This is a genomic window from Aquitalea aquatica (genome assembly GCF_013911085.1).
GTDB lineage: Bacteria > Pseudomonadota > Gammaproteobacteria > Burkholderiales > Chromobacteriaceae > Aquitalea > Aquitalea aquatica.
This window is the reverse complement of sequence record NZ_JACERN010000017.1, coordinates 176,484-189,969: the sequence shown is the minus strand read 5'-3', so window position 1 is coordinate 189,969 and position 13,486 is coordinate 176,484. Positions and strand designations below refer to the sequence as shown.

General features: G+C 59.0%; 12 protein-coding genes and 1 pseudogene. 10 read left to right on the top strand and 3 right to left on the bottom strand.

The window, feature by feature from the left end; genetic code table 11:
- The 6 genes and pseudogenes from H2Z84_RS05420 to H2Z84_RS05395 form a co-directional block, all read left to right on the top strand.
- Nucleotides 1–397: pseudogene (locus H2Z84_RS05420) on the top strand (hypothetical protein); the annotation flags it as partial.
- A 95-nt stretch (nucleotides 398–492) separates the two neighbouring features.
- On the top strand, nucleotides 493–1,740 hold the full coding sequence (glyA, locus tag H2Z84_RS05415) for a serine hydroxymethyltransferase (protein WP_124642743.1): 1,248 nt from the start codon (nucleotides 493–495) through the stop codon (nucleotides 1,738–1,740).
- Between the two features lie 148 nt (nucleotides 1,741–1,888).
- Nucleotides 1,889–2,347, top strand: a complete 459-nt coding sequence (gene nrdR / locus H2Z84_RS05410) for a transcriptional regulator NrdR (protein ID WP_103524666.1) — start codon at nucleotides 1,889–1,891, stop codon at nucleotides 2,345–2,347.
- 102 nt (nucleotides 2,348–2,449) lie between these two features.
- The gene (gene ribD, locus H2Z84_RS05405; protein ID WP_181835059.1) at nucleotides 2,450–3,559 is read left to right on the top strand and encodes a bifunctional diaminohydroxyphosphoribosylaminopyrimidine deaminase/5-amino-6-(5-phosphoribosylamino)uracil reductase RibD; all 1,110 of its coding nucleotides are present in this window, start codon (nucleotides 2,450–2,452) and stop codon (nucleotides 3,557–3,559) included.
- Between the two features lie 170 nt (nucleotides 3,560–3,729).
- A complete protein-coding gene (locus H2Z84_RS05400; RefSeq protein WP_181835058.1) occupies nucleotides 3,730–4,461 on the top strand; it encodes a hypothetical protein in 732 nt (243 codons plus the stop codon).
- 86 nt (nucleotides 4,462–4,547) lie between these two features.
- A complete protein-coding gene (locus H2Z84_RS05395) occupies nucleotides 4,548–6,038 on the top strand; it encodes a carboxypeptidase M32 (RefSeq protein WP_181835057.1) in 1,491 nt (496 codons plus the stop codon).
- Between the two features lie 72 nt (nucleotides 6,039–6,110).
- On the opposite strand, the gene H2Z84_RS05390 is transcribed toward H2Z84_RS05395, so the two are convergent.
- A complete protein-coding gene (locus H2Z84_RS05390; RefSeq protein ID WP_181835056.1) occupies nucleotides 6,111–6,968 on the bottom strand; it encodes an HDOD domain-containing protein in 858 nt (285 codons plus the stop codon).
- A gap of 141 nt (nucleotides 6,969–7,109) precedes the next feature.
- Nucleotides 7,110–7,982 (bottom strand): alpha/beta fold hydrolase, encoded by an 873-nt coding sequence (locus tag H2Z84_RS05385; protein ID WP_181835055.1) that lies wholly within the window; start codon nucleotides 7,980–7,982, stop codon nucleotides 7,110–7,112.
- A gap of 197 nt (nucleotides 7,983–8,179) precedes the next feature.
- On the opposite strand from H2Z84_RS05385, the gene H2Z84_RS05380 reads away from it, so the two are divergent.
- Both H2Z84_RS05380 and H2Z84_RS05375 read left to right on the top strand, forming a co-directional pair.
- A complete protein-coding gene (locus H2Z84_RS05380; RefSeq protein WP_181835054.1) occupies nucleotides 8,180–9,052 on the top strand; it encodes an AraC family transcriptional regulator in 873 nt (290 codons plus the stop codon).
- Nucleotides 9,053–9,065: 13 nt separating this feature from the next.
- On the top strand, nucleotides 9,066–9,551 hold the full coding sequence (locus H2Z84_RS05375; RefSeq protein ID WP_181835053.1) for an AraC family transcriptional regulator: 486 nt from the start codon (nucleotides 9,066–9,068) through the stop codon (nucleotides 9,549–9,551).
- An 82-nt stretch (nucleotides 9,552–9,633) separates the two neighbouring features.
- On the opposite strand, the gene guaB is transcribed toward H2Z84_RS05375, so the two are convergent.
- Complete coding sequence (guaB, locus tag H2Z84_RS05370) at nucleotides 9,634–11,097, bottom strand: IMP dehydrogenase (protein ID WP_124642729.1); 1,464 nt, start codon at nucleotides 11,095–11,097, stop codon at nucleotides 9,634–9,636.
- Between guaB and H2Z84_RS05365 the strand changes: the two genes are divergently transcribed.
- Entirely contained in the window at nucleotides 11,087–11,665 is a 579-nt protein-coding gene (locus H2Z84_RS05365) for a DUF4124 domain-containing protein (RefSeq protein WP_258869296.1), read from the top strand. The genes guaB and H2Z84_RS05365 overlap by 11 nt on opposite strands.
- A complete protein-coding gene (uvrC, locus tag H2Z84_RS05360) occupies nucleotides 11,653–13,470 on the top strand; it encodes an excinuclease ABC subunit UvrC (protein WP_309545438.1) in 1,818 nt (605 codons plus the stop codon). Before H2Z84_RS05365 ends, uvrC begins: the two co-directional genes overlap by 13 nt.
- Nucleotides 13,471–13,486: the final 16 nt, after the last annotated feature.

Genomic DNA, 13,486 nt, shown 5'->3' with positions numbered 1-13,486 from the left:
GTTCCCCATCGCCCGCCCGCCCCTGCCGGTGATGCAGGCGCTGGTGGCCGGCAATTTCGCCCGCTTCGAAGTAGCGTTGCAGGTATTTGCCAGCAGCCAGATCCGCCGCCTGCGTGAATTGTCGAAAGACCCGGTGGCCATTCTGTCGGCCCATGACAACGGTGAGTTACACATCACCCTGTCGGCCGAAGGCGACGAGCGCAACTGGGAAGCCTTTGTCTGGCCGCTGGCGGCCATGGACAATGTGGCGCTGATCGAATCGAATTTCCGCGAACTGATGGCGGAATGCCGGGTGCGCGATGTGCATGTGCTGCCGGCGGTTTACCCGGAAAGTCGTGATGGCATTCCGCTGTTTTTTACCGCTGATGACTTGCCGCAGTTGAACGGGCAGGCCTGAAGCGGCGCTGGTAAAAACGCTTCACGTGAAAATGTTTCAGAGGGCGATTCGTGTAGAATGGCCTCATCGTTAACCCTTTGATGGAAGAGTCAAAGATGTTTGCAGCTGACCAGACGATTGCCAAGTTCGACCCGGAATTGGCCGCCGCTATCAAGGCCGAGTGCCAACGCCAGGAAGATCATATTGAACTGATCGCTTCCGAAAACTATACCAGCCCCGCAGTGATGGAAGCCCAGGGCTCCCAGCTGACCAACAAGTACGCCGAAGGCTATCCGGCCAAGCGTTTCTACGGTGGCTGTGAACACGTTGATGTGGTTGAGCAACTGGCCATCGACCGTGTGAAGCAACTGTTCGGTGCCGAATACGCCAACGTGCAGCCGCACTCCGGCAGCCAGGCCAACCAGGCGGTGTACTTCTCCATCCTGAAGCCGGGCGATACCGTAATGGGCATGAACCTGGGCCACGGTGGTCACCTGACCCACGGTTCCCCGGCCAACCTGTCCGGCAAGATGTTCAACATCGTGGCCTACGGTCTGAACGAACAGGAAGAAATCGACTACGACGACATGGAACGCGTAGCGATGGAAACCAAGCCCAAGCTGATCATTGGCGGCGCCTCTGCTTATGCCCTGCGCTTCGATTTCGAACGCATGGGTCAGATCGCCAAGAAGTGTGGCGCTTACTTCATGGTCGACATGGCGCACTACGCCGGTCTGATCGCCGCTGGTGTCTATCCGAACCCGGTGCCGTATGCCGACTTCGTGACCTCCACCACCCACAAGACCCTGCGTGGTCCGCGTGGCGGCATCATCCTGGCCAAGGCCGAGTTCGAGAAGAGCATCAACAGCAATGTGTTCCCCACCCTGCAGGGCGGCCCGCTGATGCACGTGATTGCCGGCAAGGCCATCGCTTTCAAGGAAGCGCTGCAACCGGAATTCAAGGTGTACCAGGAGCAAGTGCTGAAGAACGCCGACGCCATGGCCCGAGCCCTGGCCGAACGCGGTCTGCGCATCATCTCCGGTCGTACCGAGAGCCATGTCTTCCTGGTGGACCTGCGTCCCAAGGGCCTCACCGGCAAGGCTGCCGATGCGCTGCTGGGCCGTGGTCACATCACGGTCAACAAGAACGCCATTCCGAATGACCCGGAAAGCCCGTTCGTGACCTCCGGCATCCGTATCGGCTCGCCGGCTATCACCACCCGAGGCTTCAAGGAAGCCGAGGCAGTGATGGTGGCCAACCTGGTGGCTGATGTACTGGATAATCCGACTGATGATGCTGCCATCGCCCGTGTTGCCGAACAGGCTACCGCGCTGTGCCATCGTTTCCCGGTTTACGCCAAGTAAGCGATTGCGTGCCAGACGAAAGGCAGCCTGCGGGCTGCCTTTTTTATTATCTGCGGCAAATCAAGGCGGCTTTACCGTTGCAGGCATTAACCTGTCTGATCTTTGCTGCTACCATCAGACCTCATCAAACATACTGGATTGACACGTCATGAAATGTCCTTTCTGTGGCAATGCCGATACGCAGGTCATCGACTCCAGAGTCAGCGAGGACGGGGCCAGCATTCGTCGTCGTCGCCGTTGTCTGGCCTGCGAAAAGCGCTTCACGACATTTGAAACCGCCGATGTGCGCATGCCGCAGGTGGTGAAATCCGGCGGCCATCGTTCCGAGTTCGATATCGAGAAGGTACGTACCAGTTTCCTGCGCGCCCTGCACAAGCGTCCGGTACCTACCGCACTGGTGGATGACGCCATCGACCGCATCTGCCACAAGCTGCTGCAACTGGGCGAGCGCGAAGTATCCAGCCGCCAGATCGGCGAAATGGTGATGAACGAACTGGCCAAACTGGACAAGGTGGCCTATGTGCGTTTTGCCTCGGTGTATCGCAGCTTCCAGGATATCTCCGAGTTTTCCGACGCCATCAAGGAAATCCAGAAGTCCAATCATTAAACAAGGACTGGTCAGCCTGCAATGGCTGGCCTGTTTTCCGTTGCCGGTCGCTGACGCTAATGGCGTGGCGCGACCATACTCATTCCGCTGGAAGGTTGCTTGATGTCGTCGTATTCCCCGCAAGATCATGTGTTCATGCAACAGGCGCTGCGCCTGGCCGAAGCCGCCACCCGCCGCGCCGCGCCTAATCCTGGCGTAGGTTGTGTACTGGTTCGTGATGGCCAGATCATCGGTGAAGGGGCAACCTTGCAGCTGGGTGGGGATCATGCCGAAATTCAGGCCATCAAGGACTGTCTGGCGCGCGGAAATACTCCACGTGGCGCGACCGCCTATGTGACATTGGAGCCATGCAGCCATCACGGCCGCACCCCGCCCTGTGCTGAAAGGCTGATACAGGAAGGGTTGGCGCGGGTGGTGGCGGCCATGGTCGATCCTTATCATGAAGTGTCCGGCCGTGGTCTGGCCATGCTGCGTGCAGCCGGCATCGATGCCAGTGCCGGCCTGCTGGAAGCCGAGGCGCGCCGGGTGCATCGCGGTTTTCTATCGCGGGTGGAGCGCCATCGCCCCTGGGTCACGCTGAAGGCCGCCGCCACGCTGGATGGCAAGACGGCCTTGCTGAACGGCAAGAGCCAATGGATTACCGGCCCGGCAGCCCGCCATGATGTGCAAAAGTTGCGTGCCCGCCACTGTGCCATCCTCACCGGCAGTGGCACGGTGCTGGTGGACAATCCACAGCTGACGGTGCGCGATTTCATCCTGCCGCAGCAGCCCTTGCGGGTAGTGCTGGACAGCCGGCTGGTCACGCCGCCGGACCGCCGCATCTTCCATGGCGGTAATACCTTGCTGGTGACCAGTAGTACCGACCTGGCCCGCCATCAGCCTTATCTGCAACGTGGTGCCGAGCTGATGGTGCTGCCGGAAGATGCCGGCCATGCCAATCTGCCCATGCTGATGCACCACCTGGCCGAGCGCGGTATCAACGAGTTGATGATAGAGGCCGGTGCAGGCCTGAATGGTGCGCTGGTGCGGGCTGGTCTGGTGGATGAAGCCATTTTGTATCTTGCCCCTTCGCTGGTGGGCAGTACCGCGCAAGGCCTGTTTGCCTGGCCGGCGCTGGAAGACCTGGCCGACAAGCAGCAAGTAAAGATTCAGGATGTGCGCATGGTGGGGGCGGATATTCGTATCAACATGACATTTACCGCAGCGCTGTGACTTGCATCCGCATGGCTGAACCGGAATCAGGCTGGCCGAACCGGCTGGCGTGTTCCACAATGAAGCAGCTTGTTCATTGCTCCGGCTACCGGCTGGCGCGGGAGCGGTGCAACATAAAACTGGCGCTAGCCGCCAGTATCGGCCTGGGCCGCTAGCATGAGTAGACAACAATGACTGACTCAGCCTCATCACTCCCCGCCATGCCAGTGGCCGACCTGCAGCTGGCGCTGGATGCCTATCTGCGGCTTATCTTGCGTCAGGGCGCCGCCGAGCAGGTGCTGGATGAGCGGCGGCAGTTGCTGGATCAATTACTGCCATTGCTGGATGGCGTGTCGCGCGATGCGCATTCCTTCCGGCGCGTGGTGGAGCGCTTTGTCGGTAGTTGTGCAGTGGTAGACCGGGTAACGGCACTCACCTGCGCGCGCGAGTTCTATTACTTCTGGCTGGGCGATGTAAAAAAGCTGGTGGAAATTACCGCCCGCTCCGGTTTTACCACGCGCAATGTGCGGCTGGAGATGGCCGACTCACTGGCCTCGCTGCTGGAGCGCATGCAGCGCCAGGGCTTTGATGCTTTTCCGCCCTCGCTGGAAATCTATTTGGGCAAGCTGTTCGAGGATGGTATGGCCGAAGTCGACATTCACGAACGCGAAATGCTGCTCAAGGGCATGTTGTTCCTGCTATCCGGACAGCCTTACCGGCCAGACAGCTTCCGCATGGTGGTCGATGCCATGCTGTTGCACCTGAACGATAGCCGCAACAAGAAATCCTTTGTGCAGCTGGCGCGCGAGTATTTCTACTATTGGCTGTCATTCCCGCCAGCGCACGAGCGCATCCATCTGGCTGAGGAGGCCGCTCAGCCTATCAGCCTGCTCCAGCCCGGCAGCACCACGCGCCAGCGCTGAGTTCACATCGTATTTGCTGTCGCCGGCTGGCTTTGCCAGGCAGCGGCGTGGCATCATGCTCCCACTCATACCTTGCAGGAGCACGCATGTCCCAGCCATCGGCCTATCAGTCCCTCGTTGCCAGCTTTACCCGGCTCTATCGCTACGAACACCTCTCCGCCATGGTCAGCTGGGATCAGGCCACCATGATGCCGCCCAAGGGGAATGATGCGCGGGCGGCGGCGCAGGCCGAGCTGGATGTGCTGATGCACGCCACCCTGACCGACCCGGCATTGGCCGAGCAATTGCAGCGGGCGGAACAGGAAGATCTCAGCCTGCAAGAGCGCGCCAGCCTGCGGGAAATGCGCCGGGAATGGCAACGCGCCAACTTGCTGCCCGCCACACTGGTAGAGGCACAAGCTTTGGCCGGGGCGCGTTGCGAACATGCCTGGCGCAGCCAGCGCACCGCCAATGACTGGGCCGGCTTTCTGCAGAATTTCCGTGAAGTGGTGGCCCTGTCACGCCAGGAAGCCCGCTTACTGGCCGAAGCACAAGGCTGCAGCCCCTACGATGCCTTGATGAACAAATACGAGCCGGGCATGCAGAGTGCCGACATCGACCGCATTTTCGGTGAGGTGAAGCAGTGGCTGCCAGGCTTGATTGCACAAGTCATGGCCAAGCAGGCCAAGGAACCGTTGCACTTGCCACAGGGCAGTTTTCCGGTAGAACAGCAGCGCCAGCTGGGGCTGGCCGTGATGCAGCTGCTGGGTTTTGATTTTGACGGTGGTCGGCTGGATGTCAGCGTTCACCCCTTCTGCGGCGGTGTGGCCGAGGACGTACGCATCACCACGCGCTATCGCGAAGACGATTTCATGCAAAGCCTGATGGGCATCATTCATGAAACCGGCCATGCCCGCTACGAACAGGGCTTGCCGCGTGACATGCTGCATTTGCCAGTCGGGCGTGCCCGTTCCATGGGTATTCACGAAAGCCAGAGTCTGTCTTTCGAGATGCAGCTGGGACGCAGCCCGGCCTTCCTCAGCCTGATTGCCCCGCTGGTGGGCCAATATCTGGGCGAGCAGCCGGCCTTGTCAGCCGCAAACCTCACCGGACTGTACAGCCGTGTCCATCCGGGCTTTATCCGGGTCGATGCCGACGAGTTGTGCTACCCGGCACACGTCATCCTGCGCTATGAAATCGAAAAAGCCCTGATGGAGGGCGAGATTGAGGCTGAGGATATTCCAGCGCTGTGGGATGAGAAAATGCAGGCTTATCTGGGAGTGGATACCCGTGGTAATTACCGCCAGGGTTGTTTGCAGGATATTCACTGGACGGATGGCAGCTTTGGCTACTTCCCCAGCTATACGCTGGGGGCGATGTATGCCGCGCAGTATTTCACAGTGATGCGGCGCGACACGCCGGATCTGGATCAGCGCATTGCCGCAGGTGATCTGGCTGTGGTGTTTGACTGGCTGCAGCAGCATATCTGGAGCCAGGCCAGCTTGCATGGCACCAACGAGCTGGTGCAGCATGCCACTGGCGAAAGCCTGAACCCGGCTTACTTCCATGCCCATTTGCAGGCACGCTATCTGGCATAGCGCCTTGCTCCGAGCATAAAAAAACCGCGGCCATGGTGAGTCGCGGTTTTTTTATGGCGAGAGGTTGGGTGCTTAGCCGGCGACGGCCAGTTCCAGATGCATGGCATCGACCCAGTCTTCAAATTCTACGTCCGACATGCCCAGATAATTCAGCACTTCATCCTTGCGTGCATCCCAGCCGGCGTCTTCCTTGTCCGGTGTCAGCGTGCGCCAGACATGGCGTGCCGCCCGGGTGACTGCCACCATCATGCGGCCATCATGATCCAGCGGGGCATCAGGTCCGGTGGCCATGACCGTGTCGTCGTTCTGCATCAGAATCGCTTTGGCAAAGTTTTCCGGCATGTTCCAGCTGCGGGCAACCAAGTAGCCGACCACATCATGGCGGGTGCCATGCAGTTCCTGTTCGACCAGGCCAACCCGGTCGTCGCTGGCCATTTCCACCAGCCGCAGCGTGCGGCTGTAGCTGGGAAAACGCATCAGCATGATGGCCATGCCACAGCTGTGAAACAGGGCAAAGCTCTGGCAGTCATCCGGGACATGCACGATCTTGTCGCACAGTGCGGCGCTGATCGCGGCAATCTGCAAGGTGTTATCCCAGAATTGCTCCAACGCTGGCGGTGTTTCCGCCGTCAGTCGGGTGCGCAATACCAGACCGCTGACCAGGCTGACCACATTTTTCACCCCCAGCAGGCTGATGGCCTGATGAATGGAGGTAATGTGGCGACCACGGCCGAGAATGGGTGTATTGGCAGCCTTGAGCATGGCAACACACAAGGCCAAGTCTTCACTGATGATGTCGTCCAGCTTTTGCAGTGTGACATCCGGGTCATTGCGAAGTCCCAGCAGCTTGTCCAGCACATCCGGACGCGGAGGGATAACCAAATTTTTCAGGAGCTCGTCACGCTCGTCGGTACTGATCAGTGGCGTCATGCTGGATGCTATGTGGAGATGATTTCCATTTATTTTATCAGCCTTCCCGCCATACGTTAGGTCATCTTATTGGCTATCTGCTAAATATTGACCATGCTCAAGCCTATGTGGGCCGGGTCTTCAATCGGGCTTGGTGGCAGCTTAAATCAGGAAGGACTGAATCTCTTCTGCCAGCGCTGATGGCTGCTCCCACTGGATCATGTGACCCGCATCGGCAACGACGCTCTCCTGCAATAGGGCAAAGCAGGCTCGCCGTTCCGGTAGCGTGTCCAGCACGCCTTTGGCCATGGGATGGTCCCACATATCACCGCCCATCACCCACTGCACGGGTGATGTAATGCGCTGCCAGCAGCACTTGGCTTCTTCTAGCCGGTAAAGTACTGGATTAACCATTTTGTGGCGCGGATCGGCGCGGTAAACCAGCTGTCCGTCATCCTGCTCACGCGTCAGCATGGTGGCCAGCCAGTGTGCCCGTGCCGTATTCAGCCGCGGATTGCGTTCGATCAGTTTGCTGGCAACATCTTCCAGTTGCCCCAGTGCATTGAAGCTGGGGGTATCACGCCGCTCGCGCAACCAGCGGGCATAGCGGCCCGGTGCTTCGGCGGGGCGAGTGGCATTCAGGCCAAAGCCCTCCACCAGCGACAGGCGTTCGATGCGTTCCGGGCGCACACCGGCGTAGATGCCGGCAATCATTGCTCCCATGCTGTGCCCCAGCAGCCGTACTGGCTGTTGGGGGGATAAGTGGCTCAGCAGGGCATCCAGATCGGCCAGATAGTCGGGAAAGTAATAGCTGCCCTGATTCCAGTCGCTGTCGCCAAAGCCGCGCCAATCAGGCGCCACCACATGCCAGCACCCGGGCAGGGCATCGACCAGAAACTGGAAAGTGGCCGAGCTATCCATCCAGCCATGCAGCATGACCAATAAGGGCGCGCTGGGCTCACCCCAGTGGCGCAGATGATAGCAGTGCTGGTTCAGGGTGATGAATTCACTGCGGCTGGGCTGAATAAGGGGCATGGCTGGCTAATCGTCTGGGGTAGGCGGGGAGTTAGTGTACGAAAAAATACGGGTGTGCTCACCATGAATGGTGGGGAAGGGGGCTATTTGCATGTGGTGGAGAGACAGGAGGATGTCTCCGGACAAATGTGTATCGCGCAGAAGGAGCAAGCTAGAATCGCAAAATCGATCAATGCCTCTCACCTAGACTGTCCGTCATGAGCAAACCCTATCGCCAGCACGGCCCCGGCACCCTGTATTCACAGCGCCTGATGCGCGCACTGGACTACCTGTGGCGGCATCTTGATCAACCCGTTTCGCTGGAGCGGCTGGCTGAGGAGGCCTGCTTCTCGCCCTACCACTTTCATCGCTTGTTTCATGCGCTGATGGGCGAGACGCTGAGCCAGAGCCGGCAGCGCATGCTGTTGCACCGGGCAGCTGGTGAATTGGCGGCAGGCCGACGAGCGCTACCTGTCATTGCCAGCCGCGCCGGTTACGGTAGCAGTGCTGCTTTCGTGCGGGCCTTTGGCAAGCATTACGGTGAGACGCCTGGACGCTATCGTCAGCGACGTTTGCTCATGCCCACCACTTTACAGGAGCGTGTCATGCACAGCGTCAGCATCATCTTGTTACCCGCCATGCCGGTATTGCAGCGGCATCATCGCGGGCCGTATATGGGGATAGGGCAGGCTTTTGATGCCCTGCATGCTTTGGTGGGGCCCATGCCGGCTGGCGGCGAACCCTTGCAGGTGTTCGGCCAGTATCTGGATGATCCGGACCAGGTGGCAGCGGCGGATTTGCGTTCCATCGCCAGTGTCAGCCTGCCCAGCGGATTCAGCCTGGGTGATGCTGCGCTGGCGGCGCAAGGTTTTTCGCGCGGTGAAATCCCGGCTAGCCGCTACGCTTGCCTGGAGCATGTGGGGCCTTATGCCGAACTGAAAACAGCATGGGATCAGTTGTATCGCCACTGGTTGCCGCAAAGCGGTGAGGAGCCCGCCGATCTGCCTTGCCTCGAGCAGTATCTGAACTCCCCTTACAATACGCCGCCCACTCAGCTGCGCAGCCGCCTGCTGCTGGCCTTGCAAGATTAAACCGGAGCCCGTCATGTATCAGGTAGAAATCATCCATTATGAACAGCCGCTGCCGGTGCTGATGAAACCGCATCAAGGGCCGTATTCCGGCATTGCTGCTGCTTTTGCCGCCTTGCGCACGCTGTTGCAGCAGCATGGGACAGGCCCGCAAGCTGTGCGCGCATTCGGGCAGTATCTGGATGACCCCGCCGCGGTTGCGCCGCAGGCATTGCGCGCAGCAGCTTGCCTCACGCCGCCACCGGCTTTGTCACTCACCCCTGCCGAAGTGGAAGAACTGGGTTTTGTTTATGGCGAGCTGGCTGCAGGGCGCTATGCCAGCATTGTGCATCAAGGACCGTATCAGGGACTAGCCGGGGGCTGGAACTGGCTGCTGCAGGAATGGTTGCCCGGCAGCGGTGAGCAATTTGGCCAGCGGCCTTTGCTGGATGAGGCATTGAACGCACCGCAGGATACCCCACCAGCCTTGCTGCGTACGCGCTTGCTACTACCACTGGCCTGAGCGGGGGCAACAAAAAAAGCCCGTGTCTTGCGACGCGGGCTTTTGATCGTCCAGCGGTCTGACGGCCGCTGGCGACTAAGGATTAGCGCGAAACGTGGTAGTTCGGCGCTTCCTTGGTGATTTGCACATCATGCACATGCGATTCCTGCATGCCGGCGGAGGTGATTTCCACGAAGCCGGCTTTTTCATGCATTTCATCGATGTTGGCGCAGCCCAGGTAACCCATGGAGGAGCGCAGGCCACCCATCAGCTGATGGATGACGGCAGCGATCGGGCCCTTGTACGGTACGCGACCTTCAATGCCTTCCGGCACGAACTTGTCGGCAGCGTTGGAGCTGTCCTGGAAGTAGCGGTCTGCCGAACCCTGGCTCATCGCACCCAGCGAGCCCATACCACGGTAGGATTTGTAGGAACGGCCCTGATACAGCTCGACTTCGCCCGGCGCTTCTTCGGTGCCGGCAAACATGCCGCCCAGCATCACGCAGTTGCCACCAGCAGCCAGTGCCTTGGAAATGTCACCGGAGAAGCGGATGCCGCCATCGGCGATCATCGGCACGCCAGTGCCTTTCAGTTCTTCGGAAACATTATGGATGGCGGTCAGTTGCGGTACACCTACACCGGCCACGATACGGGTGGTGCAGATGGAGCCGGGGCCAATGCCCACTTTCACGCCATCGGCGCCAGCTTCCACCAGAGCACGCGCAGCAGCGGCGGTGGCGATATTGCCGCCAATCACGTCTACCTGCGGGTAGGTCTGCTTGACCCAGCGCACGCGGTCGATCACGCCCTGGCTGTGGCCATGAGCCGTATCCACCACGATTACGTCCACACCTGCCGCTACCAGCGCGGCCACGCGCTGTTCAGTATCGCCGCCGGTGCCAACTGCAGCACCTACGCGCAGACGACCCTGATTGTCCTTGTTGGCGCTCGGGTGTTCGCTGGTCTTGATGATGTCCTTGACGGTGATCAGACCCTTCAGTTCCCACTGATCGTTGATGACCAGTACGCGTTCCAGGCGGTGGGTGTGCATCAGCTCGCGAGCTTCGTCGATGCTGGCACCTTCCTTCACGGTAATCAGGCGTTCACGCGGCGTCATGATCGAGCCGACGGTCTGTTCCAGGCGGGTTTCGAAACGCAGGTCACGGTTGGTGACGATACCCACAACCTTGCCGTTTTCGATCACCGGCAGGCCGGAAATCTTGTGTTGGCGGGTCAGCAGGACCAGATCGCGCACCAGCATGTCAGGTGCGATGGTGATCGGGTCTTTGACCACGCCGCTTTCGTGGCGTTTTACCTTGGACACTTCCGCAGCCTGCTTGTCGGCCGACATATTCTTGTGAATGATGCCAATACCACCTTCTTGAGCCATGGCAATGGCCAGCCCGGATTCGGTAACCGTATCCATGGCAGCAGAAACCAGCGGCAGGTTCAGCGTGATATTGCGGGAGAGTTTGGTAGAGAGGACTACGTCGCGCGGCAGAACTTCAGAATGGGCCGGGACGAGGAGAACGTCGTCGAAAGTATAGGCTTTCTCGATGATACGCATCTGGCGTTTCCTTTGCGGCAAAGCGGCATTATACCGAGACTATAGAAGTGTTGCAAAAAATGCTGTCGCTTGTTTTTGCGATCAGCGTCCCGACACCGTACAATCAGCGTGTTTGAGCTTAGGACACCAAAGAATGAAAACCCGTGCGATTCTGAGTGTGCTTGTTGCATTTTTGCTGTCGGCCCCGGCCATGGCCGAGGTGTACCAGTACGTTGATGCCAACGGCAAAACCGTCTTTTCCGATCAGCCGCCGCCGGGAGCCAAGGCAAAGCAGCTGAATGTACGGGCATCGGCAGCTGCATCTGCACCAGCCAAAGCCCCCAAGACGACAGCACTCAACGATGTTGAAAAGAAAAACGCCGAGATCGATGCTGAAAACGCCAAGATAAAAGAACAGAACAAAAAAACAGCGCAGGAAAACTGCAAGAACGCACGGAACAATCTGGCTGCGCTGCAGCAAGGTGGTCGAGTCAAGATGCCAGGTAGTAATGCCCTGGCAACGGACAGCCAGCGCAGTGAATTATTGCAAGCAGCCCAGCAAAATGTAGCCAGCTGGTGCAACAAGTAGTGTCCGCCAGCGTATTCGATTACCCATCGCTACTGGCCAGCCTTCCGAATTTGCCCGGCGTCTATCGCATGTTCGATACGTCGGGCAATGTGCTTTATGTAGGCAAGGCCATCGACCTGAAAAAACGGGTCAGTTCCTATTTCCAGAAAAGCGACCTGTCGCCGCGCATCCAGTTGATGGTGCGACAGATTGCCAGCATCGAAACCACCGTTACCCGTTCGGAAGCGGAGGCGCTGATTCTGGAAAACAACCTGATCAAGGCGCTGGCCCCCAAGTACAACATCCTGTTTCGGGATGACAAGTCCTACCCCTACCTGATGCTGACCGGCCATGACTACCCGCAAATGGCTTATTACCGTGGTGAGCCGAAAAAGCCCCATCAGTATTTTGGTCCTTATCCCAATAGCTATGCCGTACGGGAAAGCATTCAGATCCTGCAAAAAGTGTTCCGTTTGCGTACCTGTGAAGATGCGGTCTTCGCCAATCGCTCACGCCCCTGTCTGCTTTATCAGATCAAACGCTGCTCCGGTCCCTGTGTCGAGCATGTCTCGGCCGAGGATTACCGCAACGATGTGCAAAGCGCAGTGGCTTTCCTGCAAGGCAGGCAAAGCGAACTGATCGACAGCCTGACCGCCCGCATGGAGCAGGCCGCCGAGCAGTTGGAGTTCGAGCAGGCAGCGGAACTGCGCGATCAGGTGCAGGCGCTGAGCCGAGTGCAGGAAAAGCAGTTTGTCTCCAGCAATTCCAGCCAGCTTGATTGCGATGTGGTGGCTGTTGCGGCAGAGGGTGGGCTGGTGTGCATCAATCTGGTCATGATTCGTGGTGGTCGTCACCTGGGAGACAAGAGCTTCTTCCCACAGGGGGCGCAAGATGACGATGCCGGGGCCAATCTGGATGCCTTCCTTGCCCAGCACTATCTGGGCGCGCCCATGCCTCCGGTCATCATCTTCAATGGCGAAGTGTCCGTGGCACTGCGGCAAACGCTAGAAGAACAATCCGAACGCAAAGTGCATCTGGTCAGCAATCCCATCAGCGAGCGTCGCGTATGGCTGGAAATGGCGGAGAAAAATGCCATGCTGGCCATTCAGCAGCGCCACAGCAGCAAGGCGACCCAGCATCATCGGGTGGTGCAGCTCAACGAAGCACTCGGGCTGGAGGGGGTGGAACGGCTCGAGTGTTTCGATATCAGCCACACCATGGGTGAGGCCACGGTGGCTTCCTGTGTGGTCTATGACAAGGAAAGCATGCAGCCCAGCCAGTATCGCCGTTTCAATATTGAAACCGCCAAGGCGGGGGATGACTATGCCGCCATGCGCGAAGTCCTGACACGCCGCTACAGCAAGCTGGCGGCAGGCGAGGGGCTGCTGCCTGATGCAGTACTGATCGATGGCGGCAAGGGGCAGGTTGGCGTTGCGGTCGAGGTATTTGCCGAGCTGGGGCTGAGCTTGCCCATCATCGGCGTGGCCAAAGGGGAAGAACGCAAACCCGGTCTGGAAACGCTCATCCTCCCTTATCAGCAAAAGACGTTACAATTGCGCAGTGATCATCCTGCCTTGCATCTGATCCAGACCATACGCGATGAAGCACACCGCTTTGCCATCACCGGCCATCGTGCCCGCCGTGCCAAGGCCCGGACAGCCTCCACATTGGAGGATATACCGGGTATCGGTGCCAAACGTCGTCAGCAACTACTGTTGAGGTTTGGTGGCTTGCGCGGTGTGGTGGCGGCCAGTGTGGATGAGCTGGCGCTGGTGGATGGCATCAGCAGGACGTTGGCGGAAAAGATTTACCACGCGCTGCATTGAACAAAACATAAGCAGA

Coding starts and splice junctions, on each gene's coding strand:
- H2Z84_RS05390 (WP_181835056.1), bottom strand. CDS start 6,968: ATGACGCCACTGATCAGTACCGACGAGCGTGACGAGCTCCTGAAAAAT.
- H2Z84_RS05400 (WP_181835058.1), top strand. CDS start 3,730: ATGACTGACTCAGCCTCATCACTCCCCGCCATGCCAGTGGCCGACCTG.
- H2Z84_RS05385 (WP_181835055.1), bottom strand. CDS start 7,982: ATGCCCCTTATTCAGCCCAGCCGCAGTGAATTCATCACCCTGAACCAG.
- H2Z84_RS05395 (WP_181835057.1), top strand. CDS start 4,548: ATGTCCCAGCCATCGGCCTATCAGTCCCTCGTTGCCAGCTTTACCCGG.
- glyA (WP_124642743.1), top strand. CDS start 493: ATGTTTGCAGCTGACCAGACGATTGCCAAGTTCGACCCGGAATTGGCC.
- H2Z84_RS05365 (WP_258869296.1), top strand. CDS start 11,087: ATGATACGCATCTGGCGTTTCCTTTGCGGCAAAGCGGCATTATACCGA.
- H2Z84_RS05375 (WP_181835053.1), top strand. CDS start 9,066: ATGTATCAGGTAGAAATCATCCATTATGAACAGCCGCTGCCGGTGCTG.
- H2Z84_RS05380 (WP_181835054.1), top strand. CDS start 8,180: ATGAGCAAACCCTATCGCCAGCACGGCCCCGGCACCCTGTATTCACAG.
- ribD (WP_181835059.1), top strand. CDS start 2,450: ATGTCGTCGTATTCCCCGCAAGATCATGTGTTCATGCAACAGGCGCTG.
- nrdR (WP_103524666.1), top strand. CDS start 1,889: ATGAAATGTCCTTTCTGTGGCAATGCCGATACGCAGGTCATCGACTCC.
- guaB (WP_124642729.1), bottom strand. CDS start 11,097: ATGCGTATCATCGAGAAAGCCTATACTTTCGACGACGTTCTCCTCGTC.